Here is a 25,528-nt window from a genome sequence, read left to right as displayed (position 1 = left end):
TAAATCTACAGTATTGTCTTCGTTATTACAAACTTCAAATGTGTTAAACGGATTTATTGCTGGTGGTAAATTAATATCTATATCGAGTGGTACCGATAAATAACAGTTGGATACAGTATTTGTTACACGAATAAAAACGGTTTGAGGATTGCTAATGTTTGTATAATTATTTGGGTTTTGTATAGCATTAATGTCTGCATCTAAATCAGACATAGTTTCAAAATAGGTCACAACAATATCATCTTGTCTTACATCTAAAATATCAAGTTCAGAATCTGTTAAATCAAAAGTTACAAACCCATCATAGTTGTCATCGCATAATGTTATTGGTAAAGCTGGATTAACATCTGGTGATTGTATAACATTAAGTCCAAAAGTTGCAATAGAATTACAGATGGTTCCGTTATCAATAACTGCATATATAGTTTGTGGATTTACTGTGTTTTCAAATTGTAATGCTATCGGATTGGTTTGATTTTCAGCATTAGCTTGAGATGTATAAAATGAAATGTCTAAAGTATCATTTATTCCTTGAGAGATTTCTGTGATTTTCGATGCTAAATTAAAGGTAGTTATACCATCATCTGAAGCATCATCACATAAAAATATATCAGTAGGCTGATTAAATTGTGGATTTGTTCCAACCTCAATTATAAATGATGAAGTGCCAAAGCAATCTACATCTGTATCGTTTTCAACACGAACATAAATAGTTTGAGGATTAGATGTATTGGGATAAGCATTATTTTTATCTATACTATTTGTTCTATTCTCAGCATCTTGCTGATTTTCAAAATACAATACTTGCTTTCCTGTTTGATTGTTTAAAATTTCGGTGTCTTTTGTTGAAAATAAAAAATCACCAATTCCATCGCTAGAATCTTCACAAATTTTGTAGTTGCTTATTGGAATAAACACCGGAAGCGTATTTACTATGACTTCAAAATTTTCTGTTGAGTGACAACCTGTGATGGTGTTTTCAATTCTCGCATAAATCGTTTCTGTAGTTGCTGGATAGGTCGTCTGACTAGAAATCGGATTAGTAGTAGTGTTAGCATCTGATTGGGAATTATGAAATGTTATAACGCGTTCATTTGTGTCTGTAACGAGTTCTGAAATTTTTAAGTCTAGATTTATAACTGAAATACCATCTTGGTCATTATCACAAATAATAATATCTGATGGTGTACTAGATATTGGTGCTGGTAAAACCTCTATTTCAAAAGAATTTATATCTGAGCATCCTGTTTGCGTAGAGCGAATTCTAGTATATAAAGTTTGTGGATTAGAAGTGTTTGTATATAGCGAAGGCAATTCGTTTGTATTAGAATTTGCATCGCTTTCTGTTTCAAAATAACTTACTGTAAAACCAGATTGACCATTAGTAATTTGAGTGTCAAAACTTGTTAGATCTATTGGAGTAAATCCATCTTGATCTGTATCACAAATTGGAACAGAACCAATAGAGTTAAATTCTATTACTGGGTTTAATATTAAGTCTATATCTTCTACTTCATCACATGTAGGACTACTTAAAGTTATATATAGTGTTTGTGGGTTTGTTACTGGCGAAAAAGGAACTAAAGTATCTATAGGATTAATTTGGTTATCTCTATCTGATTCTGTTTCATAAAATACAATTGTAATATCTTCTAAATCATTTACAATAGAACCTGTTACATTAATTAAATCGAATTCTTGAACACCATCATTATCTACATCACATAAAGAAAAGTCTCTAATATTTGTTGCTGTTAATAATAAGTTTGCATGAATCTCAATTGGTGTAGTAGACGCACAACCTGTTATATTGTCTTCAACTCTTATAAATACTACTTGTTCTTCAAAAACAATATTATCATAACTAGTGTCATTTACTATTGCGTTAACGCCTAAGTTTGCATCATCTTGGGTTTCGTGAAAAGTTACAGTGACTCCAGTTAACCCTTCTAAAACATCATTAATAATTGATGTTAAATCAAAAGTTGCAAAACCATCATGCTCAGGATCACAAGCATCGATATAATGATTATCGGTATTTATTACAGGATTATTTAAAACTTCAACATCTAAACTTGTTGTCGTTGAGCATCCTGTTTGGGAATTTGTAACATTTACAAATAATTGTTCTGTTGGATTAGTATTTACATATGGCAACGGAATGCTATTTACACCATTAGTTGCATCTGTTTGTGTATAATGATATGTAACAATGAGATTATTTTGTCCATTTGTAATCTCATTGTCTTTTTGAGATAAATCTATAGTTGTAAAGCCATCTGCTGTAGTATCATCACATACAAATAGAGGTGAAGGATTTACTATAGTTGGCAATGCGTTTACTATTAAGTTAAAATTTGAAAATGCCAAACACCCATTAATTGTATCTTCAATTCTAACAAAAATTGTTTGAGGATTTGAAATATTTTGAATTGGAGCTGTTATTGCATTTATATTGTCTTGCGCATCATTAGCTGATGCATGATAAGAAATATTATAACTAGAAACTGGAACAGAAGCTATAACTTCTGTATCTTTATTAGATAAATCAAAAGTTTCTACTTGATTGCCACTAGAGTCATCACATAGTTCGTAATCTGAAACAGGATTAGCAGATTGTGTAGAACTTAAACTTACATTTACATCATCATCAATTACACATGTAGAGTTTGATAGTGGAATATCAATTACAACTCGGTAATTACCTGACTGATTTACATTTAAAGTTGGTTGTATTTCTCCATTAATTGGATTATTATCTAACAACCATGTATAAGTAGCTAATGGGTTATCTATATTACCATCTAAAGTAATTACATCAGCACAAGTTGTAATATCATCTCCTAAATCTACTGAAGCATTAAAGCTATTTCCTTGAATAAAAACTGCCGAATCATAATTTTCGTCTGTTTGATCTGCAATTACTAGTTTAATATGATACTGTACATTAGGTATAATTGTAGCTGTAGCTGTCATTACACTTGTACGACCATTATAATTGGTGTCACCCAAGTTAAATCCTTGAAAATATTGCTGATTAGAAGCATCGCAAAATCCAACAATTTCATCATGAATTGTATTTGTATTTACAGGAGTTGTAGTTCCTGGTATTACTGCAATATTAGTATATGGGTCATTAGTTCCTGACTGTCTAATTAAAAATGCAAATCCGTCTGAGTATTGACATGGGAAGTTTCCAAAATACTCTTCTGACGCTAAAATATAATTAAACTGAATTTGGTTTGCCACAGAAACAAAATCAAACTCAATTGATGTAGCATTTAATGTTCCGGTAATTCCTAAAGCAGTTTCAAGGTCAGAATCTGTTGTCCAGTTGTTTTCGCCTTCATTTAAAATTGCTGAATTAACAACATTTCCTCCAGAGCTTGCATTACCCGTAGAAAGCATAATCCCGTTTTCAAAAGGAAAGTTTGAAGATCCACGTTCAAAATAACCAAAGCTATTAAAACCATTAATAGATCCATTGACTTGCGAACTTATATTTGATGTTTCTACACAGCCTTGGATAAGGTCGTTTTCTACAAGTTGTTGCTCAGTAAATGAGTTATCTATTATTATCTGTTGTGAGAATGCAAAGTTGCACAACAAGCATAAATATACAAGGAGGGAAAATAGGAACGTTTTCATTCTAAAGCGGTTAAGTTTAGGGTATAAAAACTAGAAGATTTGGGGCTTCTTAGAATTTATATTTTTATATAAGTTTGAAATGTAAACCTAATTTAGATGAAATGCAAATTAACACGACGAAATGCATAAAATATTAACATTTAGATAAAAGAATAAGATTCTAAAAAGTTGTTTGAAAAACAATACAATTATACTATTAGTAGTTTACATACACCCAACCAACCATTGGTTTATAGTTAGGATCATTTAAATTTAGAATATAAAAGTAAGTCCCTACTGGTACTAAATTACCATGGTTATTTATACCTCTGTTGATTAGCCCGTACCAAGGTTTGTCATCATTACCTTCAAAAATTAGAGTTCCGTAGCGGTTAAATATCTTTAGTTCATGATTATCAAAAAAGCCATATAAGTTTTGGATATTAAACCAATCGTTTATTGTGTCATTATTTGGTGAAAACCCTTGTGGAATATGAGGCGGACAGTTTTCAACTAAAATATCAAACTGATAAACTTCATAACAAGGCGAATTTTTAACTTTAATATAAATAGTCTGTGGATTAGTAATATTTGAATAGGAATCTGGGATTAAAATTTCATTTTCACCAGCTTCTAAATCAGAAAGGTTATTGTAAAATTGGATTAAACCAAAAGAGATATTAGTAGAAGTGCTAAAATTATCTATCAGATTAAAAACTGCTGAGTTTGAACCTTCATTACATTTTAGGTGATTTGGAAGTATCTCTATTGGAGGTGTAGTTAGTAATTCTAAAGATTCATTATCAATATTATTATCTTCATTTATTTCAGTAATAATTCCGTTATTTGTGCCATCATCATCAACAGATGCTGTAAAAATATAATTTTCTACTGTACTATTAGGGAGTGTTATTGTGATAGTATTATTTTCTGAAGCACTAATGGGTAATTCATTTTGAGTACTACTTTGCGTAATTAATACGCCATTTGTATAAAATGCAATGGGTGTATTAGCTGGTAAAACATCTGTGCTATTTACGTTATAAACGGTGTAATTAATTTCAACTTCACGTGAATTGCAATTTAAAATATAATCATCAATAGTGATAGTTGCATCAGGTAATTGACTATTAAAGACGGTTACAACAGTATTTAAAATAATAAGATCAGCTTGCATAACTCCATTTACTAACTCTCCTGTTGTAAGCCTTATTGTTGCAGAGGTATCGCCAATAGAAATATTGTCTTGTATATTATAAACATCTAAATCACAATTATAAAATGTATTTGAGTTTGTAAATGTATTAGTACCATTAAAAGCATTATTACTCAAATTTAAGGGTGGATTAGATAAGATATTACCATTGATAGAAAGGCTTTCTCCAAAATTTAAGGCATTGTCGCCTTCCCAAGCTAAAAACCCAATTTTGGCACCTACATTATCTAGTACATTAAGATTATCTAAAACAATTGTCTTTTCTTGTACATTTCTATCAATTATTTCTAGACCTTGAAATACACTTAATTGATTAAGAGGTAGGCTTTCATCTTCATATATAACATGAATACTCCAACCAGCAAAATTTGTTCGATTTTCACAATACCAAATATTTGAAGTCAGTGTTTCAGAAATATCTAAATCTTCTAATAGATAATCTGTATTACCTTCAGAAATTACAAAATCGGTGATGTCTGCAAAACATGAAAAATAAGCAAGATTTCGTAAAGTTCCTGTTACGTTATAAGTTGTTTGAGCATCAATAGAAACCCCATTTAATGTGACATTTTCATCTCCAATACCAGAACCTGCCCAATATAAATAAGCTGCAATAATTGTTGAGTCACTCGAAAGGTTTAGCGTTGCTTGAGAAGACTCTAATATGCTACAAAAACTCTGGTCTAAGTTGTTTTCAAATTGGTTTAAAGTATTGCCAATTGCTGTATAATCATACCTGCCATTAAACTGCTGATATAATTGAATATCTTGCCCAAAAGAGAGATTTGGTAAAACCAGTATAAGTAATAAAATTATAAACTTAATTAGCCTCATTTTGATGCAATTTTTAAGCTACAATTTACGCAAATTATTCAGTTATCTTTTAAGCGCGAAGTGACTTTTAAAAATTCTACCATCTTGTAAAGTAACAGCAAACCAATAGTCGTTAGCAGGTAAAGGATAACCGTTTAAAGTGCCGTCCCAACCAGCTCCTAATGGATCTAATTGAGCTATGAGTTTACCAAACCTGTCAAAAATAAAAATGTCTGTATTAGGTTGAAATTGAGATGAAATACCTTTAACCTGCCAATGTTCGTTTACATCATCTCCATTTGGTGTAAAAAACTTTGGAAACCCAATAACAGAAACTTGAGTGTCTACTGTACCACAATCATTTTTAATATCTCTCACGTATATTGTGTGAAACCCATAAGACACATTTTCAAATAGATTACTGTCTTGATATGGACCATTGGGATTGTCAATTGCATATTGATAAATGCCTTCTCCAGTTACAAAAACTGTAATGGTATTATTACTTGATGCATCTGTAACTTCTATATTAGTAAAAGTAGCAATATTTGAAGGTAATACCGTTATGGTTCTGTCTTTAAAACATCCATCAGTATTTGTAACTCTTACAGTATATGTACCTGGTTGGTTAATTAAAATTTCAGAGGTTGTTTCTCCTGTAGACCAATTGTAATAATAGTTACTTGGCAAATCATCAATTATGCCTCCAGTAAGTGTTAACAATTCAGGAAATGTATTAAGACAATATATGGTTTGATGCTCGGTTTCAATATTAGGAAGCTCTAAAACTGTAAGTTGTACTTCGCTAATACCAAAACAGGCATTAGCATTTTCTACTCGAGCGTAAATGGTTTGATTGTATGGAGTTGTGTTTGTAAAGTTAGTAGCTAGTGGATTAACCTCTAGAAGTGCATTTTCGTATGTTTCGTAAAAAACTAAGCCTAGGTTTAAAGGTAAATTATTTAAAATATCTACACTTATATCATTAAGGTTAAAGTTGTATGTTCCATCTGATACTCCATCATCATCACAAATGACTATAGATATGTCTCTTACAGAAGTTGTGCTTACTTCTAGAGTTAGTTCTGAAATATTACTACTTATACAACCTGTTAAATTGTCTACAACACGAGTATAAATTGTTTGAGGGTTAGAAACATTAGTATAGTAACTAGAATTTATTGGATTTATGTTATTATTAGCATCATTGTATGACAAATAGTAGATAACAGTTTTGTCAGGCTCATTACCTGATATTGTGTTAGAAACTTGATTGAGATTGAACACGGTTATCCCATCAGAATCACCATCTTCGTCACATTGAATTAAAGAAGCATCAAAAACTTGAGGAATAGGGTTGATTGTTACTGTAAAAGAAGTAGTGTTAAAACAGTCGGTTTTTAAATTGTTTTCAATTCTAACAAAAATTGTTTCTTCAAACGGGGTTACATTAAAATAATTATAAGGTAAAGGATTAACCCCATTACTAGCATCGTCTTGACTTGAATGATAAGTAATAGTGTTATTTAAGCTATTTTGACCATTTAATACTGTTAAGTTAAGACTTGACAAATCTATATTTGTTTGACCATCTGTATTATTTATATCATTTTCACAAATAGAAAAATCAGATATTAAATTTGCAATTGGTGTGTTAAATACTTCTATAAAAAATGAAGTAGTATCATAGCAATCAGTATTACGTTCTAAATCGATTCTAACAAAAATTTCTTGAGGATTAGAGATGTTATTATATAAGCCGTTAATTTCATTTACATTATCTATGGCATCCTGTTGAGATTCAAAATAATGAACATTGTAAATCATTGCATCTTGTATTCCTAATATAGAATCATCTTGAGAAGTTAAATCAAAACTATAAATACTATCATTGTCATTATCACAGACTTCAATATTATTAGGTTGATTAGCGACTGGTGTATCGAAATAAGCAACGAATGCTTCTCCTTCAATTAGGCACTCACCATTATTAGGATCGATTAATAATTTATAATGTCCTCCTTGGGTAATGTCTAAATCGAAATCGTTTTCTGCTAAAGGAATATCATCTAAAGACCATGTATAAGTAGCTCCAGGTATGTCTTCTCCTATAAGGGTGTAGGTATCGTTACTACAAAGAGATAGGTTTATGTCACTAATACCATTTCTAATAATATCAATTTGAGTATAGAAAAATGATGAGATAAATGGAGGTAATCCTTGAGTAGATTGTGCAATTTCAAGGTCAACAGCATTATGGGTATAATTACAGGCTAGACCTGCTAAGTTTGGATTTTTTATAACGCCAAGGTGTGGAAGCCCTTCATTGTAAGTTGCACTAAGTGCTCTATAAATTCTACCATCAGGACCTAACTGTAATGCACCTCTGTATAGTTGTCTTTCATCAATTGTAACTTGAGTTTCATTAATTTCAATAGAAGGAACAGACAGGTCATATTGAACTAATGACGAAAAATGATTTTCAGGAACATCATCTTCTCCTTGCACATTTACATTATTATAAGCATGTACATAAAGAAACTGGCTATTTGGTGAAAACTCTATACCATAAGGAGAGTCATTTGCTGAGTAAATAAGTAGTTCTTGCTCGTTAGAAAGCTCTCCAGTTTCCTTATCAAAATCATAAAGAAATAAACCTTCAGTAATATTTGCCGAAGCTAGTTTACTACCATCGGGAGATAGCTTTAAATACCCTCTCGGATCCAATACATTTGGGTTTATGAACCTAGTTCTTACGGATTCTGGGTTTACTCCTTGGTTAGTTACTTCAAATGCATGAAATGTATCTAACCCATTACCAGTAGTAGTTAAGCGAGAACGACTTGCTAAAGCAACAACCCAGATAGAGTTTGTAGTACAGTCTTTAGAAACTGCGCTTATTTTTTCTGAACAGTATCTTAATAAATTCACATTTTTAACAGTAACATCACCAAGTCCGTTATTAAGTGTCATGTCTACTTCAGAATAATTAAGCCCTAAGTTAGGATTACCTTCCGTATTATTTAATGTACCAACAGTAAAGACATAATAAATATTTGGGTGGTCTGGTTTAGGTATTATTATAGCAGATTGAGAACTTGAAGGATCGCCATACAAATCATCACCATTTGGCATTAATTGGTGATTGCTACCATATACTTTTATGCCATCAGTTGAAAACAATAAATTACCATCTTCATCAGATATTGATGCACAACCTTCAAAAGTATCAATACTTCCAAAATCATTAGTTACAGTTCCTAAATCTTGATTAAATTGTATACCAGCACCATTTCCAAAATACCAATTTGAAGCTTCACTTTGAGCAATCGTATTTTGACTCAATAAGAATAATAATAAATAAAATAATTTTTTCATAATTCATAGCCGAATCTGAACTATCAAATATACAGTTAATTTAACATTTGATTATGCTAAGAAATGTTAAATTAAGTTGCAATTCATTGAAACTAAATAGATTTTAATGCTAAATAAAGTTATCTTTTAAGCGCGAAGTGACTTTTAAAAATTCTACCATCTTGTAAAGTAACAGCAAACCAATAGTCGTTAGCAGGTAAAGGATAACCGTTTAAAGTGCCGTCCCAACCAGCTCCTAATGGATCTAATTGAGCTATGAGTTTACCAAACCTGTCAAAAATAAAAATGTCTGTATTAGGTTGAAATTGAGATGAAATACCTTTAACCTGCCAATGTTCGTTTACATCATCTCCATTTGGTGTAAAAAACTTTGGAAACCCAATAACAGAAACTTGAGTGTCTACTGTACCACAATCATTTTTAATATCTCTCACGTATATTGTGTGAAACCCATAAGACACATTTTCAAATAGATTACTGTCTTGATATGGACCATTGGGATTGTCAATTGCATATTGATAAATGCCTTCTCCCGTTACAAAAACTGTAATGGTATTATTACTTGATGCATCTGTAACTTCTATATTAGTAAAAGTAGCAATGTTTGAGGGTAATACCGTTATGGTTCTGTCTTTAAAACATCCATCAGTATTTGTAACTCTTACAGTATATGTACCTGGTTGGTTAATTAAAATTTCAGAGGTTGTTTCTCCTGTAGACCAATTGTAATAATAGTTACTTGGCAAATCATCAATTATGCCTCCAGTAAGCGTTAACAATTTAGGAAATGTATTAAGACAATATATGGTTTGATGCTCGGTTTCAATATTAGGAAGTTCTAAAACTGTAAGTTGTACTTCGCTAATACCAAAACAGGCATTAGCATTTTCTACTCGAGCGTAAATGGTTTGATTGTATGGAGTTGTGTTTGTAAAGTTAGTAGCTAGTGGATTAACCTCTAGAAGTGCATTTTCGTATGTTTCGTAATACGAAATGCCAACATTTGATGGTAATGAAAACAAAACATTAAAGTCAGCATCAGATAAATTAAAATTAGCAAAACCATCCTCAATGCCATCATCATCACAAGCTTCTAAAGTAGTATTATTTGATGAAGTAGAACTAATTTCTAGTGTTAACTCAGCAATATTTGAGCAGCCTGTTTCCGTATGTGTTACTAGCGCATAGATTGTTTGAGGACTAAAATAGTTATTAAATGCTTCAGCGCTAATTTCATTTTCATTATTTGACAAGTCTAAAAGCGATGTGTAATAATTTACAGTTCTGTTAGTTGCTTCATTAGTTATATCATTTATTACTTGGTTTAAGTTAAAAGTTGTAAAGCCTTCAGGTATACCATCTTCATCACATTGTATTAAAATTGTGTCTATTGCTTCAGGAGCATCATTTACAGTAAGCATAAATGAATCTGTAGAATAACATTCGGTATTTATATTATTTTCAATTCTCACAAAAATCTCTTCAGTATAAGCATTTGTATTTGTATAAACATCTGGTAAGTTATTAGTTTTATTATCTGCATCTTGCTGTGTTGGATGATATGTAATAGTATTTAAGTTTGCATCTTGCTGAATTAAAATACCAGCATCAAAATCACGTAAATTAAGAGTTACAAAACCATCTGCACTATCACCATTAAAATCTTCATCACATACTGTTAAATCATCTAACATGGCAACAACTGGTGTTATATTTACTTCTATTACAAAAGAAGTGGTATCATAGCAGTTTGGGTTTTCATTATTATCTACTCTTGCAAAGATTGTTTGTGGGTTTTCGGTATTAGTAAATACACCTAAAATTTCATTTGTATTATCGTCTGCGTCTTGTTGGGTTGTATAGTAATGCACTGTATAATTTAATGGGTCTTGGGTGCCAAGTATTTGTGTGTCTTGTGTTGTAAAATCAAAAGTAGAGGTTGGGAAGAAATCACAAGAAAACATATTAGAAGGTTGGTCGGCAAATGGAATGTCAAAAACTCCAACAACAGCTTCGCCTTCAATTGGACATTCTCCGTTATTGGGTTCTATAAACACTTCGTAAAAACCAGGTGTATCAATAAAAAGCTCAAAGGTTGTTTCTGGTAATGAATTTCCATCTTTGCTCCAACTATATGTGGCGCCAACAACATCTTCGGCTATTAAGGTATAACTATCTCCAGTACATAATTTGAGTTCTGTAGTACTAATTCCGTTTTGAATAATATCTATTTGAGAATTAAATAACGATTGAATAAATGGAGGCAAGCCAATTCTACTTAAATTTTGAAAATTGTTATTTATATCTAGCAAAATACCATTTTCGTTATAGTTAGCATTTACTCCAGTAGCTTCAGGGTTATTAATAACACCTAGAAACCTTCCTGATGTATTAAGGTTTGCGAAACTAACTTGAGCTCTATATATACGTTTATCTAAACCTAATTGTAAAGCTCCAGCTGCTATACTATTAGAAGAATGAATTATTTGCATAGAATTTGGAATATCTACACTTTCTAAATCCCATTGAGCTAAATTACTTGGGCCATTACCACCAAATCCAACACCAATCGTTGCATATATTTTTTTGTTCTCGGCAGAAAACTCTATACCATAAGGGCTATCTCCATTTTGTGGACCATATAATTCAACCGAGTTAGAAACAATTCCAGTATCGTTATCAAAATCAAAAAGATAAACTCCACCTGCAGCATCTTGACCCAATGTAGTAGAAAACCCAAAATGAGCTACGGCTAACTTTGTCCCATTAGGAGATGCTTTTAGATAGCCCAAAGAGTTTCTTCTATATCCAGAAATTGGAACTGTTGGTCCAACTGTTGAAATTACAGGTGTAGTTTCTACACCATTAACACTTACTTTAAAACTGTAGAAACTATCTATAAAATGTGTTATCACCCAAAAAGAAGAACAGTCATCTGCTTTTACAGCTGTTATTTTCTCTGAACATTTAAAATTTACTTGATTAGGGTCATTTGTGTCATAAGTAATTAATGGTACATTTTTTTCAAGAGGATCAACATCTCCTAAACCAGAATCTAATGTAAGATCAACAAGTGAGTACATTAATCCATTATTTAAACCATCATCATTTGGAGTTGGAGCTGATGGATTATCATGATGAGGTTCATCTACAGTGAAAATATAGTATAAGTCTGGATCTTGTGGTTTGGGTACAAATAACCCTGAAGACGTACTAGAATCGTCACCTTTTAAGCCTGTTCCAAAAGCTTCACTCGCATTAGGCATTGGATTGTGGTTACTATTCCAAATGGTTCTCCCATCTGAATAAAAAAGTAAATTACCATTAGTATCAGAAATTGACGTACAACCTTCAAGTGTGTTTAATTGTCCATCTGTTAATGTTGTAACCGTACCAGTTACCGAATTAAATTGAAGTCCGGCATTTTGCCCAAAATACCAAAAAGAAGCTTCTTGTTGTGCATAACTTAAGCACAAGCAAAACAATAAAGTAGTTATAAAAACTATTTTCTTTTTCATATAATATGCAATACCGCATTGAGGGATAACAATTATATAACATTCTATACTAAGAAAATCCTAATTAAATTATAGAAAGGTTGCGAATCCCAAACATGCAAATAAAGATATTATAAATCTCGCTTCTTTAATAATCTGTATGATAAAAAGACAAAAAGTGCTGTCCAACCTAAAACAATAACTATTTCATACCAATGTACTGCGTAATCATAAGCTATTTCTGTTTTTTCTGGAAATTTAGTCATCATGATACGTTGAAAAGGCTGGTCTATAAGCTTATGCATTGATTTTAAAGGAAAAAAGTTTTGAATCTTTTCTGCTATATTAAAGTTTGCCTGCCAAGTTATTAATCCTAAAATTATCCATTCAACTATAAATAGCACAAACAAGAAGGCTAATGCAAAAGCAGAACGTTTAACCAACATGCCTAAAAATAAACATAGACTAAAAAAACCAACGAGCTTAATAAAGTATGCTAATAAAAATTCAATTTCTCTAAACACTATAGTAGCTTCAGTATAACTAGAATAGTACATCCCAATTAAAAAAGTAGCGACTCCAATTAAAATAGTTGCTAAAAGAGAAAAGAATACAATTGTGTAAAATTTAGATAAAATGAATTCTTTTTTACTTAAACCATCAATAAGATTCTGCTTTATCGTTTTGTTACTGTATTCATTACCAATCATACTTACTACAACAATGGCAAAGAAAAATTTAAATTGAGCAGCAAAAAAAGTAGTGATGTGCCAAATAATTGGAAAATTAAAAATTCCTAATTCTCCCAATTCCAGTGTAAAAAAACCAAAAAAATTGATTTTAATTGACGATAGTACTAAAACCGTAAAGGGTAAAATAAAGGATATAAAAATTAATACTTTACTAGCTCTGTTTAAGAGTAGTTTTTGTAATTCTAAATTTATAAGTCGTAACATGTGTGGTTGATTGTTTGATTGATAATGGTTAGTTGTTGTCTGTTAACTGTAAAAACTGTTCTTCAAGACTTTCCTTTCGTTGCACCAAATGAGACAGCACAATGCCTTTATCAAATAATAGTCTATTAAATGTTGAAGAATCCATAGGTTCATTTAAAAATGCAGTGATGAGATTATCTTCTGTTTTAATTGATTTAAAGGAAGAATTACCTTCTAGAAACTTTATTAACTCTTCTTGATTTTCAGATTTCAATTCAAAAAAACCATGGCTGGAAATCATTTCGTCAACACGACCAGAATACAATTTTTTTCCTTTACGAAGTACAACAACGTGAGAACAAACCTTTTCTACTTCATCTAGCAAATGAGATGCTAAAAGTATTGTTGTTCCGTTACTAGCTATATCTTTTATGATTTGCCTTATTTGGTGAATTCCTTGTGGGTCTAAACCATTAGTTGGCTCATCTAGAATTAAAATTTCAGGGTCGTTTAAAAGTGCAGAAGCAATAGCTAAACGTTGTTTCATCCCTAAAGAATAGGTTCTAAATTTATGATCTTTTCGGTCATCTAAACCAACTATTTCAAGCTTTTCTTGAATTTTACTATAATCGACGCCCTTAATCTTACATACTAGTTTTAAGTTTTGATAAGCAGTCATATATGGATAAAAGTTTGGTCGCTCGATTATAGCTCCAACTTTTTTAAGTGCATCATGAGTTGAGGTATTACCATCAAACCAATGAAAATCACCCTGCGTTTTATTAACGACATTTAAAACTACACCTAAGGTTGTAGATTTTCCACTTCCGTTTGGTCCAAGAATACCATAAACATTTCCTTTGTTTATAGTAAAGCTTAAGTCTTTTACTGCTGTTAAGTAACCAAACTTCTTTGTAAGGTTATTGATTGTTAAAATTGATTCCAAAGTAATTTATGATTGATTAGTTAAAAGTAAGACGATAGATTTTAATTTTTGTTACATATGAGGTTTTAAGTAAGAAAGATAAACTTAATTTAGAAACTATAACATACTAATTATTTTTAATAGATTTACAAAATATTTTTATAACAAACTGTTAATGAGTTTGTTAAAATATTATTTTAATAATCATTTTAGTTACGGTTTTTCCGTACTATCTAACACATGTCTAGCTTTATTGAGTGGTTATTTTTTTTAACATTACACTGTTTATAACAATAATTAAAAATACGTCTTGATTTTTAGATATATATATATATATATATATATATTAGTTGTGTTAATTGCTGATTATGATTTGTTTAGAAGTATTAGTCATAAGATGAAATTAACAGATGATTAATCAAAACTGGTGCCAGTTTATTTTTATAATACTTCAATATTTTACTTCTAGAAACTAATGCTTCTTATTAGAATAAGTTTAATATTTAAATTTAAAAAAATGAAAATAGATAAAGTTTATGGAGCTACTGAAAAAGTAGCAAGAGTTTTTTGTGTCAATGTTTATAGTATTTAGTTGTTCTCTTTTTATTGTTTCATGTAATACAGAAGAGGTTGTGACTAATGAAATTGAAAATAATGTTGTGGAAAATCAAGAGCTATATAGAAGAGCTTCCAATTATTATCTTTCGTATTCTGATGCCTTGTTTATTTCTAATCAATTAATTGATGCTTCAAATATGTTTTTTGATGAGTCAATTGATGTTGAATCTACAAACGAGTCAGAATTAGAAGATAAGTTTTGGATAGAAAATAACGAAATACTTACTAATACTAGTGAAAGGCTAAGGTTGGAAGTTGATATTGTTAAAGAAGATTTTAATCAATTTAATGAAATAGTTGTTAATGAACAAAAAATAAATAATGCAGAGTTTTTAACAGCAATTCAAAAAAGTTATGCAGTAAACTTATTAAATGCTGCAAATCAAAATGATATTGATGAATTAATTAGTATTAAAAATCAATTTAAGAAAGATGTTAAGCACTATCCTGAATTAGAACTGTTTAATTTGGGTATAGCTCTAATTGAAGTAGCGGAGCCAGATTTAATATTATTATTGAGAGGGTCAGACTGTAATCAAGTGGGATTAGTTGCAGGAATTATGTCTGGAGTTTTTGGTATGATTAGCGGTGCTATAGGTGGTGGGCTCACAGGTGTAGTGTTGGGTCTTGGTATTGGGTCTATTCCAGCTGGAGGTGCTGGTGCTGTTATTGGAGCAGTTGTAGGAGGTCTAGCTGGCTTTACTAAGGGGTATATATTAGGTTGGCTTGGTTGTATGATTTTTGGTTAAAAAAGTGAATTATGAAAGATAAATATAAGTTTACAGATTATTTTATTATCTTTATTATGCCTCTTTTATCAATCATTGGGGAGTATTTTATAAAGACATTAAATCTTAAGTCATTTTATCAATACGCTATCTATTATGTTATTGGAGTTTTTGTGTTTTATATTGGTAATTTGATAAGAAAGAACATATTTGGAATCTACTTTAATACTAAAGATTAGTAAAAGATATTATATATAATAGTTTTGAGATATTAGACAAGCACTTTTACTAGTGTTTGTCTAATATTTTAATTCCAATTTTCATCAAAATCAAGATTGTCGTAATCATCAATATCCAATTCGTCATCAAACTCATTATAACTACCTAATGGGTCTTCGGCTTCAAAAGATTTTTCTGGTGCTTCAGTAGGTACTTGTCCATTTACAAACATTAGATTAGGGTAATCAGTACTAGAAGTTTCCTCAACAATTTCAGCTAATTCTACTAAAAATGTCCACATGTTTAAAAAATCGTAAACATAAATAAGTTTTGTTTGAGCTTCATGAACTACACTATTAATGCTTGTTTCATTCATTAAACGAACACTATTATTGCCTTCGCTTACATCAAACATAGATATTTCTTCACCTTGTTCCCAAGCGTCGTTGCTTAAATAAAACGATGCCATTTCTAATCCATCAAACCCAAAAGATTGAGTAATAATGTTATGCAAGTCTTCTAATGTATCAGTTTCGCGAATTTCTAAATCACGAAAAATATCATCTTCGGTATCATTATCGAGTATAACTCTGAATCTGTAAATCATGCTGCAAAGATAATTATTTTTAGATTATTTGCTAAAGCGATGTAAGGTAAATGTCATGGCAGATAATAATATAAAAGCACCAATTTGATGGGCAACACCAAGCCAGACAGGTACCTGAAATATAAGTGTAAGTACGCCAAGTAAAAATTGTACACCAACCATTATAAATAAGGCATTAACTCCTTTTGTTTGGTTGTTATTTAGTGGCATTTGCTTTGCTTTATACCAAATAATCATTATAAATAGTACAACAATGTAAGCTAGCATTCTATGAATAAATTGCACACCACTTTTGCCTTCTATAAAGTTTTTATATAGTGGATTTTGTTCGATATAAACAGTTTCATGAATCCATTTGTTTTCGCTCATCATTGGCCAATGGTTATGTATAAATCCTGCATCTAAACCTGCTACAAACGCGCCATAAATAATTTGAAGTAATAAAACTCCTAAGCCAATTCTTACTAAATTTCTAAAGCGTTTATTAATTTGTTTTTTATTTGGGAACATTAAATCTAACGCCACCCAAAAGGTGTAAGCAAATGTTATAAAAGCTGTTGTTAAGTGCGCTGCTAATCTATAATGACTTACGTCTGGATTATCTACTAAACCACTTTTTACCATATACCATCCTAAAAAACCTTGAAAACCACCAAGGATTAAAAGAATAATAGATTTTTTTATGGTTGACTTTGTTAGTTGTTTTGTGGCAAGAAAGAATAAAAATGGAAGTATAAAAACGACACCTATAAAACGACCAATTACACGATGAAGCCATTCCCAAAAATAAATGTCTTTAAAATCTTGAAGCGTAAAATGGGTGTTTAATTTGTTATACTCTGGATATTGCTTATATAAATCAAAAGCCTCTTGCCATTCAACCTCATTTATAGGCGGTATGGTTCCAGAAATAAGCTTGTAATTAGAAATAGATAAACCAGAATGTGTTAATCTAGTAATGCCGCCAACAACAACCATAATAAAAATAAGTAAGCAACCTAATAATAGCCAGTAGATAACTTTTTTATTGTCTTTTTTCATTTATTTAATTCTTTTTTAAAGCAAAGGCTATTTTCCATGTCTATATATTGACCATAATTTGGGATACGTTTATAATTATTTTTTTTGTAAAACTGAACAGCTTCAACTTGTCGCTTACCTGTTTCTAAAAAACAATTTTTGTAACCTAAATTTTTAGACCAAAGTTCTAGTTCAAACAAAATTTTTGAAGCTACACCTTTTCCTCTTTTTTCTGGTAGTGTGTACATACGTTTAATTTCAACACTATCTTTATCAAATTCCTTAAAAGCACCACAACCTACAGTTTTGTTATTATAACGAGCAATAATTACATGATTTAAAACATCAATGTTATTAAACTGATGGTAAAAATCGTGTTCATTGCCATCAGTAGTTTTTAAATAAGCATCTAATTGTTTTACTAAATTTATAAAACCTAAATTATTTGAATCTGTTTTAATTAGTTCTATCATTTTAATTACTAATTAACTGTAAGTCCTAATTGTTTCCCTTTTTCTAGCATTAATTGATAAGCTGCATCATATTCATTAGGTATATCACCTTCTAAAATAGCTTCTTTAATGTGTTCTTTAATGATACCAATTTCTTTTGATGGTTTTAAGTTAAAAGCTTTCATGATTTCTTCACCAGAAACTGGAGGTTGAAAGTTGCGCACGTGATCACGTTCTTCTACTTCAATTATTTTTTGCCTTACAATCTTAAAGTTGTTGTGGTATTTGTTGAATTTTTTAGGGTTCTTGGTTGTGATATCTGCCTCACATAAAGTCATTAAATCATCAACATAATCTCCAGCATCAAAAACTAAACGGCGAACAGCTGAATCTGTAACAATGTCTTGAGCAAGCACTATTGGTCTAGAGCTCATAAACACCATTTTTTGTACAAATTTCATTTTATCATTAAGCGGCATTTTAAGTCTTTTAAAAAGACGATATACCATTTTTGATCCTTCAAACTCGTGAGCATGAAATGTCCAGCCAACTTTTTTACTAAACTTTTTTGTTGGCGCTTTACCAATATCATGTAATAATGCAGCCCAACGTAACCAAAGATTATTGGTGTGTTTAGAGATGTTATCGACAACTTCTAGAGTATGATAGAAATTATCTTTGTGTTTTTGTCCATCTACTTCATCTATACCTTTTAGAGCTGTTAGCTCTGGCAAAATATATTGCAATAAACCAGTTTGTTCTAGTAATAAGAAACCAATAGATGGTTTAGGACTTTCTAATATTTTATTAAGCTCGACAACTATACGTTCTTTAGTTATAATTTTTATGCGTTCATTATTTCTTGATATAGCTTCTAGAGATTCACTTTCAATTTTAAAATTTAATTGTGAAGCAAACCGAATTGCTCTCATCATACGCAATGGATCATCACTATATGTAATATCAGGATTTAAAGGGGTACGAATGATTTTCTTATCTAAATCCTGAATACCATTAAATGGGTCTAATAAATCACCAAAGTTTTCGTCGTTTAAATCTAAAGCTAATGCATTAATTGAAAAGTCTCTTCTGTTTTGGTCATCTTGAAGTGTTCCGTTTTCTACAACAGGGTTTCTACTGCTTTCGTTGTAACTCTCTTTGCGAGCACCTACAAATTCAATTTCTATATTGTCATAGCGTAACATAGCAGTTCCGTAAGTTTTAAAAACTTGAACTTTTGGGTTGTTAGGTAAGTTTTTTGCAACTTCTTTGGCTAGTTCTATACCATTGCCAATGGCAACAATATCTATGTCTTTTGCTACTCCTCTTTGTAAAATGTGATCTCTAACAAAACCACCAATAACATAACAATCTACATGTAATGCTTTTGCAGATTGAGATATTATTTTAAAAATATTATGTTGTAAGGCTTGTTTATAGTTCATGTTTAAATTCCAATTTTATTGGATTTTATTCACGAATAACTTTTACATTTCCATCATTACTTATTTTAATAATCGAAGATGGTTTTGCTTCGTTTTTTTCGTCTGGCAAATTTACGACATAGTCAACACCTTTTAAAATCTCTTTGCTTATTTCTTTAAATGATTTTGGTGTTGGTTCTCCAGAAATATTTGCTGATGTAGAAACGATAGGTTTACCAAATTGACGGATGAGTTCTAGGCAAAATTCATTTTTAGGGATTCTGATTGCTACAGAGTTGTCTTTAGCAATTAAATTACTTGCTAACCCTTTTGGATTATTATAGATTATTGTTGTTGGTTTAACTGCTAATTTAATTATATCTAAAGCAGTATTATGGATTTCAGGTATATGTTTTTTAAGCATAGCATCATTTGCAACCAAACAAATTAAAGCTTTAGAGTTTTCTCGTTGTTTTAATTGGTATATTTTTTTTACCGCATCAATATTAGTAGCATCACAACCTATTCCCCAAACCGTATCTGTAGGATAGAGGATAAGCTTACCAGAGCTTAAAATATTTAAAGTTTGAGTAATATCTTCTTGCATTAGCAATTATTATACTGCAAAATTAATTTATTTTAATTGATATGCGTACTTTTACTTCATTAACACTTATAACCAGACATGACCATCTTAGTAGCCAATAACCATCTTAAGAGAGTTGGTGGCTCAGAAACTTATACTTATGCATTAATTAATGTATTAATTAAAAAAGGGTATAATGTAGAATATTTTACTTTTTTTAAAGGCGCAGTATCTAAAAGAATAGAAAAAGATTTAAATGTGAAATTTATGTCTAAATCTAAGTATGATTTGATTCTAGCAAATCATAATACTTGCGTAAATTATTTAAGTAGAAGAGGTAAAATAATACAAACATGCCATGGTATTTTTCCAAAAGAAGAACAGCCTTCTGCTTATGCCGATGGTTACATTAGTATATCTAAAGAGGTAAAAGATCATTTAAAAGGATTAGGCTTTGATTCTGAGATTGTTGTAAACGGAATTAATTGTGACAGATATAAAGTTATTAATTCAATTAATCCTAAATTAAAAAATGTTTTAAGTTTAAGCCAATCAGAAATTGCTAATGATAAAATTAAGATTGCTTGTGATGCTTTAGGCTTGCAATTTTCAAAATTGAACAAAAATGAAAATCCAATATGGCATGTAGAAAATATGATTAACAAAGCCGATTTGGTTATTGGTTTAGGACGATCGGCTTATGAAGCTATGGCTTGCGGAAGGACAGTTTTAGTTTTTGATGAACGCCCATATTTTAAATCATTTGCAGATGGTTACATGACTCCAGAATTAGTTTATAAGTGTGTAGAAAAAAATTGTTCAGGTCGTTATTCGCAATTAGAATTATCTACTCAAGATTTAATGTTAGAATTAAAGAAGTATAAAAAAGAAGATGGCGATTTATTAAGAGAATTAGCATTAAAAGAATTTAATATTGATTTGCAAACAGACAAAATTTTAAGCTATGCATCATCTGTAACTAAAAAAAGAGGAGCTGTAAAATTAGTATTCGCAAGTTGGTACCAGAATTATAGAATGAATAAAAGGAAGCGAAAGAAAAAGAAAAAGGATAAGAGAAAATAATAGTATCTAAAATGAAATTTTTTGATTTTGTTTTAAGGATTCAGATATATGAGCACCTTTTAAAATGGTAGATAATAGATACCATTTTTTTGGTTTTAAAATAAAGGTTAAACAATAATAAATTCTAATAAGCAGGTATTTTATATATGAGTAATTTTTTTTAATCACGTACATATATGATAGTAAACCTTCCTTACTAATTGGTTTTGATGTTCCTGTGCTAGCACCTTGATAATGTGTGATTTTTGCTTCAGGTACGAGTACACTTTTAAAGTTAAACTTTCGCATTCTATAGCAAATATCCATTTCTTCAAAATATAAAAAGGTGTTCGTGTCAAACCCTCCAACTTTTGCAAAAATATCACTTCTAAAAAACATGAAAGCACCATTTACAAAATTAACAGTAATAGGATTGGTGTAGTGTTTTTTGCGTTTCGGATGGTTTTTAGAAAAGTTTTTCTCTAAAAAACTACGTCCAAAAATTAATTTTCTTAGGCCCTTGTTATGATCAAAAGAAATAACATGTTTACCATGTTCATCATAGTTTTGAGCTGTAGACACACCAACATCAAGATGTGACTGCATATATTTAAAAAGTATCGATAAGCAATCGTTTTGTAAAAACGCATCGTTATTTAAAAATAATAAATAGGTTGCATTTGCAAACTGAATACCTAACATATTACCACCACCAAATCCAGTATTAATTGGACTTCTGTGTAGTAATATATTATCTGCTTTTGGTAAATTGTTTTTTAAATGTATATAATCATCTTTTTTTGAGTTATTATCGATTACAATAATCTCAAAATTTAAGACTTTATCTGTAAATGCAATCACCGATTTTATGCAATCTAATGTATAGCTTGCTGTATTATAATTTATGATGATTACAGAGATATCTTTCATGATGGTTTTAATTAAACAAAACTACATAAATTTATATTGTTTTTTTATTTTTACATAAATTCATAATTTTTAAAATGGGACTAAGATCTAAACTAAAAAAATACTTCCTGCACAAGAGATTACCAATTGAAACTTATATTCCTAATAGAAAAACAAAGCCTTCTAAAATGATTGAGATTGTTACAGCTTGGGAAGGTTTAGAGCTAATTATTGAAGATATAATAGATAGATTTAGTATAGGAAACGATTCATGTATAGAGTTTGGTGTTGAGTTTGGGTATTCATCAGTTGTATTTTCTAACTACTTTAAAGAAGTTGTTGGTGTAGATATTTTTATCGGTGATGAGCATACAGATCATAAGGGTGATCATTATGAGAAAACCAAAGCATCATTATCTAAATTCGAAAATATAAAATTGGTAAAGTCTGATTATAGAGATTGGATAAAAGAAGATACACGCAACTACGATTTTTCTCATGTAGATATTGTTCATAATTATAAAGAAACTTTTGAGTGCGGTTTGTGGGCTGCTCAGCATAGTAAGTGCACTGTTTTTCATGATACAGAAAGTTTTCCAGAAGTAAGGCGAGCTGTAATAGATATAGCCAAAGCTACAGGTAAAAATGTATATAATTATCCATATCACAATGGATTGGGAATTATAGTTTAAAAGTATGAATAACAGAAACTCTCAAAAGGTGCTTATTGTTGCACCATTTGCATTTGGTTATACAGCGCATATTAAAAACGCATTAGATAAATTTGCTAATATTGAAGCAAACATACTTTATTTAGATAAACCTTCTTTTGAGTATCGAAACAACTTCCATAAAGCTAGAAACTTTATTTCTAAAATCTTTGGAAAAAACCTAAAGAAAACCTTTGTTTTCGATCGTGTAAAAAAAGATGTTTCTGCCTTAGCAAAGCAAAATATTATCTTTGTCATTCGTCCAGATTTATTGAATGATGATACATTAAAGTTTTTAAAAAATAAAACAGAAAAATTCATTGCCTACTACTACGATAGTACTAGGCGATTTCCTAGAAAGGTAGATATAATCCCTTTTTTTGATACTATCTATAGCTACGATAAATTAGATGTTAATACTTACAGCTTTGAGTTTTTAACAAATTATATTTTTGATGAAAGCAAAAACAAAAGCCCAAAGTATTTGTTTTTTAATATTTCTACTAACGATTATCGCTTTCCTCTTATTGAAACTTTAGCTGGATATTTTAAAAGAAAAAACTGGAGTTATAATATTCAAGTTTACAATGGTAGTGATATGCCTGCAGAACATGTGAAGATAATAACGACTCAAAAGTCAATTACTGAGGTTTCAGAATTAATAAAGGCATCAAAAATTATTGTAGAAATACAGCGTACAGAGCAGGTAGGATTATCATTTAGAATTTTTGAAGCCCTTGGTCATCGTAAAAAACTGATTACAACTAATAAGGATATTGTAAATTATGATTTTTATAGCCCACAAAATATTTTAGTTGTAGATGAGCATGATATTAAAATTCCTGATGAATTTGTTAATTCACCTTATGTTGAAATTGAAGATTCTATACTAACTAAATATAAAATTGAACATTGGGTGAAAGCTATTTTTAACCCTTAAGTAAACTCCTATAAACTTCTGCGTACTTTTTTGCAGCATTATCCCAATTAAAGCTTTTAGCGTGAGTTATGTATGCTTTTGATAGTTCTTTTTTATTGTTATTATAAGTAGTTAAGCCTTCTGTTACAGTTTTGGCCATATATTCTGGATCATAATGATTCCAGAAAAAAGCGTTTTTTCCACCTATTTCTGGCAACGATGTATTGTTTGATAAAAATACAGGTTTGCCAAAACGCATGGCTTCTATTGGAGGAATACCAAAACCTTCACGTAATGAAGGAAATACAAAAGCATCACAATTTTGTAAATAATATTGTTTGTCTAAATCGTTAATCTTTCCAGTAATTAGCACTCGGTTTTTTAGACCTAATTGTTCAATTGTAGTTTTAAGTTTGCCTTCTGCATAAGATGTATTATTGTTGCCAGAAAGAACTAAATTAAAATCAGGAAGATGGTTTAGCATTTCTACCAAAACATGAAAATTTTTTCGCTCAGTAAATTCGCCAATACTAAATAAATATGGCTTAGTGCTTGTTAGGTTGGGTTTATGAGATTCTGGTAAAGTAATACTTTTTATTGGGTTCCCATTATGGATTACAAACTCAGCTACATTTGGAATCTTGAAGTATTTATGTGTAGATTGTTTTGCGTATTCAGAAATGTAAGTTATAGCATGACTTCTATTAAGCTTATTTTGAAACCTAACATTAACTTCATGTTTTAAATTGTTTGAGACTTCATCAATAAAATTAACATCATGTACTGTTAAAATATAAGGAATATTATGATAAGGTTCAATCTTAATATTCTGATTTAAACAATGCCAAACATTATACTTTTTTTTAATTTGAAGTAAGCGATGTCGTCTAAACGAGTGGTATTTTTTATAATCAAAATAATTGTCAAATTCAGACTGCAGAGGTTTTAAATCTTTAGCATGAAGCGTCATTTTAAAATCATCAATTTTTGCATTGTAAAGTCCTTTTATTAAATGATAATTAAACTGACCAAAACCAAAATGTAGATTTTTAATGTTATGAGATTCTAAAAAAACGGTGTTCATTTATTCAATTTTTCTATACATAGTCCATAAATAAAGATAGCGTTTAAATACAGAAAAAGCACTTAAGTAGGCTAAAATAAAACCTTCTTTTCCATCAAGTATTCCAAGCTTAATTACGTATTGATGAAAAAAGCGAAACCATGGCCTTACTAAAAAATGATATAGAGATGGTCTTAGATTTTTTTGATATAGCATTTTTGCTTGTAACTTGCTATACTGTGTTAGTTTTTGATTATATAAATCAAAACTTTTATACGTGAAATGGTCGCTCCTGCATTTTAGAGTTTCTGTAGTGCCATTAACATCTAATGTTTCATGTACTAAGTTTGTATTATAACTACAAGCTTCTTTTTTAAATAACCTAACAACCGAATCATTTTGAAAGCCACTGTATTTAATGCGTTTGCCCATAAAATGAAAATTACGCTTTACTTTATAGGCTTTAGTGTTTGAGGCAAATAACGTTTTTTGCTTTATTTCTTCAGCGAGTTCTTTAGAAATAACTTCGTCTAAATCAAAAAATACAATCCAATCATGTTTTGCTTGTTGTAAAGCAAAGTTTTTTTGAGCTGAAAAATTATCAAAGGATCGATTTACAATTTTCACTTCATATTGCCGAGCTAATTCAAGAGTTTTGTCAGTACTACCAGAATCTACAATGATAATTTCATCTGCAAAAGATAAGCTTTTTATAAAGCTCTCTATGTTTTCTTCTTCATTATATGTAATGGCAAGCGCACTTATCATTTATTAGAATAATAGTAATTAAGACGTTATATTTGTGAGCAAAAGTAATCAT

The 25,528-nt window shown here is 30.2% G+C and carries 19 protein-coding genes; 5 read left to right on the top strand and 14 right to left on the bottom strand.

Annotated features, from left to right (window positions below):
- The 6 genes from BXY80_RS11360 to BXY80_RS11335 all read right to left on the bottom strand — a co-directional run.
- Positions 1–3,648: choice-of-anchor L domain-containing protein (locus BXY80_RS11360; protein WP_147376129.1), on the bottom strand; the 3,648-nt coding region annotated here is incomplete at its 3' end.
- A gap of 196 nt (positions 3,649–3,844) precedes the next feature.
- A complete protein-coding gene (locus tag BXY80_RS11355; protein ID WP_120202019.1) occupies positions 3,845–5,677 on the bottom strand; it encodes a T9SS type B sorting domain-containing protein in 1,833 nt (610 codons plus the stop codon).
- Between the two features lie 42 nt (positions 5,678–5,719).
- Entirely contained in the window at positions 5,720–9,034 is a 3,315-nt protein-coding gene (locus tag BXY80_RS11350; protein ID WP_120202017.1) for a T9SS type B sorting domain-containing protein, read from the bottom strand.
- Between the two features lie 119 nt (positions 9,035–9,153).
- Positions 9,154–12,552 (bottom strand): T9SS type B sorting domain-containing protein, encoded by a 3,399-nt coding sequence (locus tag BXY80_RS11345; protein ID WP_120202015.1) that lies wholly within the window; start codon positions 12,550–12,552, stop codon positions 9,154–9,156.
- A gap of 110 nt (positions 12,553–12,662) precedes the next feature.
- Positions 12,663–13,487: an ABC transporter permease gene (locus BXY80_RS11340; RefSeq protein WP_120202013.1), complete on the bottom strand. Its 825-nt coding sequence runs from the start codon at positions 13,485–13,487 to the stop codon at positions 12,663–12,665.
- Positions 13,488–13,515: 28 nt separating this feature from the next.
- Positions 13,516–14,412, bottom strand: coding sequence for an ABC transporter ATP-binding protein (locus BXY80_RS11335; protein ID WP_120202011.1), 897 nt, complete (start codon positions 14,410–14,412; stop codon positions 13,516–13,518).
- A 554-nt stretch (positions 14,413–14,966) separates the two neighbouring features.
- On the opposite strand from BXY80_RS11335, the gene BXY80_RS11330 reads away from it, so the two are divergent.
- Both BXY80_RS11330 and BXY80_RS13955 read left to right on the top strand, forming a co-directional pair.
- On the top strand, positions 14,967–15,758 hold the full coding sequence (locus BXY80_RS11330) for a hypothetical protein (RefSeq protein WP_120202009.1): 792 nt from the start codon (positions 14,967–14,969) through the stop codon (positions 15,756–15,758).
- An 11-nt stretch (positions 15,759–15,769) separates the two neighbouring features.
- Positions 15,770–15,976, top strand: a complete 207-nt coding sequence (locus BXY80_RS13955; RefSeq protein WP_120202007.1) for a hypothetical protein — start codon at positions 15,770–15,772, stop codon at positions 15,974–15,976.
- A 68-nt stretch (positions 15,977–16,044) separates the two neighbouring features.
- Here the strand turns inward: BXY80_RS13955 and BXY80_RS11320 are convergent, their stop codons facing one another.
- From BXY80_RS11320 to BXY80_RS11300, 5 genes are read right to left on the bottom strand one after another with little or no spacing between them, the layout of a single operon-like run.
- On the bottom strand, positions 16,045–16,563 hold the full coding sequence (locus BXY80_RS11320; protein WP_120202005.1) for an IS1096 element passenger TnpR family protein: 519 nt from the start codon (positions 16,561–16,563) through the stop codon (positions 16,045–16,047).
- 24 nt (positions 16,564–16,587) lie between these two features.
- Positions 16,588–17,604, bottom strand: coding sequence for a COX15/CtaA family protein (locus tag BXY80_RS11315; protein WP_120202003.1), 1,017 nt, complete (start codon positions 17,602–17,604; stop codon positions 16,588–16,590).
- Positions 17,601–18,056 carry a GNAT family N-acetyltransferase gene (locus BXY80_RS11310; RefSeq protein WP_120202001.1) on the bottom strand — a complete coding sequence of 152 codons (456 nt, stop codon included), beginning with the start codon at positions 18,054–18,056 and terminating at the stop codon, positions 17,601–17,603. The genes BXY80_RS11315 and BXY80_RS11310 overlap by 4 nt, the downstream gene beginning before the upstream one ends.
- A gap of 8 nt (positions 18,057–18,064) precedes the next feature.
- The gene (locus tag BXY80_RS11305; RefSeq protein ID WP_120201999.1) at positions 18,065–19,480 is read right to left on the bottom strand and encodes a CCA tRNA nucleotidyltransferase; all 1,416 of its coding nucleotides are present in this window, start codon (positions 19,478–19,480) and stop codon (positions 18,065–18,067) included.
- A gap of 25 nt (positions 19,481–19,505) precedes the next feature.
- Entirely contained in the window at positions 19,506–20,066 is a 561-nt protein-coding gene (locus BXY80_RS11300) for an L-threonylcarbamoyladenylate synthase (protein WP_120201997.1), read from the bottom strand.
- Between the two features lie 78 nt (positions 20,067–20,144).
- Between BXY80_RS11300 and BXY80_RS11295 the strand changes: the two genes are divergently transcribed.
- On the top strand, positions 20,145–21,128 hold the full coding sequence (locus BXY80_RS11295) for a glycosyltransferase family protein (protein ID WP_120201995.1): 984 nt from the start codon (positions 20,145–20,147) through the stop codon (positions 21,126–21,128).
- Positions 21,129–21,134: 6 nt separating this feature from the next.
- Here the strand turns inward: BXY80_RS11295 and BXY80_RS11290 are convergent, their stop codons facing one another.
- Positions 21,135–22,037, bottom strand: a complete 903-nt coding sequence (locus tag BXY80_RS11290) for a glycosyltransferase family 2 protein (RefSeq protein ID WP_120201993.1) — start codon at positions 22,035–22,037, stop codon at positions 21,135–21,137.
- 74 nt (positions 22,038–22,111) lie between these two features.
- On the opposite strand from BXY80_RS11290, the gene BXY80_RS11285 reads away from it, so the two are divergent.
- Together BXY80_RS11285 and BXY80_RS11280 are read left to right on the top strand one after the other, a co-directional pair.
- Positions 22,112–22,708, top strand: coding sequence for a class I SAM-dependent methyltransferase (locus BXY80_RS11285; protein ID WP_120201991.1), 597 nt, complete (start codon positions 22,112–22,114; stop codon positions 22,706–22,708).
- A gap of 4 nt (positions 22,709–22,712) precedes the next feature.
- Positions 22,713–23,666, top strand: coding sequence for a hypothetical protein (locus tag BXY80_RS11280; protein ID WP_120201990.1), 954 nt, complete (start codon positions 22,713–22,715; stop codon positions 23,664–23,666).
- Here the strand turns inward: BXY80_RS11280 and BXY80_RS11275 are convergent.
- Together BXY80_RS11275 and BXY80_RS11270 are read right to left on the bottom strand one after the other, a co-directional pair.
- Entirely contained in the window at positions 23,656–24,729 is a 1,074-nt protein-coding gene (locus BXY80_RS11275; RefSeq protein WP_120201988.1) for a glycosyltransferase family 4 protein, read from the bottom strand. The genes BXY80_RS11280 and BXY80_RS11275 overlap by 11 nt on opposite strands.
- Positions 24,730–25,476, bottom strand: a complete 747-nt coding sequence (locus tag BXY80_RS11270; protein ID WP_120201986.1) for a glycosyltransferase family 2 protein — start codon at positions 25,474–25,476, stop codon at positions 24,730–24,732.
- Positions 25,477–25,528 lie beyond the last annotated feature (52 nt).

The sequence above is a fragment of the Ichthyenterobacterium magnum genome (genome assembly GCF_003610635.1).
In the GTDB taxonomy this organism is placed as follows: Bacteria; Bacteroidota; Bacteroidia; order Flavobacteriales; family Flavobacteriaceae; genus Ichthyenterobacterium; species Ichthyenterobacterium magnum.
Note: the sequence above shows the minus strand (reverse complement) of the source record. Positions and strands in the feature narration are given on the sequence as shown.

Coding starts and splice junctions, on each gene's coding strand:
- BXY80_RS11355 (WP_120202019.1), bottom strand. CDS start 5,677: ATGAGGCTAATTAAGTTTATAATTTTATTACTTATACTGGTTTTACCA.
- BXY80_RS11350 (WP_120202017.1), bottom strand. CDS start 9,034: ATGAAAAAATTATTTTATTTATTATTATTCTTATTGAGTCAAAATACG.
- BXY80_RS11345 (WP_120202015.1), bottom strand. CDS start 12,552: ATGAAAAAGAAAATAGTTTTTATAACTACTTTATTGTTTTGCTTGTGC.
- BXY80_RS11340 (WP_120202013.1), bottom strand. CDS start 13,487: ATGTTACGACTTATAAATTTAGAATTACAAAAACTACTCTTAAACAGA.
- BXY80_RS11330 (WP_120202009.1), top strand. CDS start 14,967: ATGTTTATAGTATTTAGTTGTTCTCTTTTTATTGTTTCATGTAATACA.
- BXY80_RS13955 (WP_120202007.1), top strand. CDS start 15,770: ATGAAAGATAAATATAAGTTTACAGATTATTTTATTATCTTTATTATG.
- BXY80_RS11320 (WP_120202005.1), bottom strand. CDS start 16,563: ATGATTTACAGATTCAGAGTTATACTCGATAATGATACCGAAGATGAT.
- BXY80_RS11315 (WP_120202003.1), bottom strand. CDS start 17,604: ATGAAAAAAGACAATAAAAAAGTTATCTACTGGCTATTATTAGGTTGC.
- BXY80_RS11310 (WP_120202001.1), bottom strand. CDS start 18,056: ATGATAGAACTAATTAAAACAGATTCAAATAATTTAGGTTTTATAAAT.
- BXY80_RS11305 (WP_120201999.1), bottom strand. CDS start 19,480: ATGAACTATAAACAAGCCTTACAACATAATATTTTTAAAATAATATCT.
- BXY80_RS11300 (WP_120201997.1), bottom strand. CDS start 20,066: ATGCAAGAAGATATTACTCAAACTTTAAATATTTTAAGCTCTGGTAAG.
- BXY80_RS11295 (WP_120201995.1), top strand. CDS start 20,145: ATGACCATCTTAGTAGCCAATAACCATCTTAAGAGAGTTGGTGGCTCA.
- BXY80_RS11290 (WP_120201993.1), bottom strand. CDS start 22,037: ATGAAAGATATCTCTGTAATCATCATAAATTATAATACAGCAAGCTAT.
- BXY80_RS11285 (WP_120201991.1), top strand. CDS start 22,112: ATGGGACTAAGATCTAAACTAAAAAAATACTTCCTGCACAAGAGATTA.
- BXY80_RS11280 (WP_120201990.1), top strand. CDS start 22,713: ATGAATAACAGAAACTCTCAAAAGGTGCTTATTGTTGCACCATTTGCA.
- BXY80_RS11275 (WP_120201988.1), bottom strand. CDS start 24,729: ATGAACACCGTTTTTTTAGAATCTCATAACATTAAAAATCTACATTTT.
- BXY80_RS11270 (WP_120201986.1), bottom strand. CDS start 25,476: ATGATAAGTGCGCTTGCCATTACATATAATGAAGAAGAAAACATAGAG.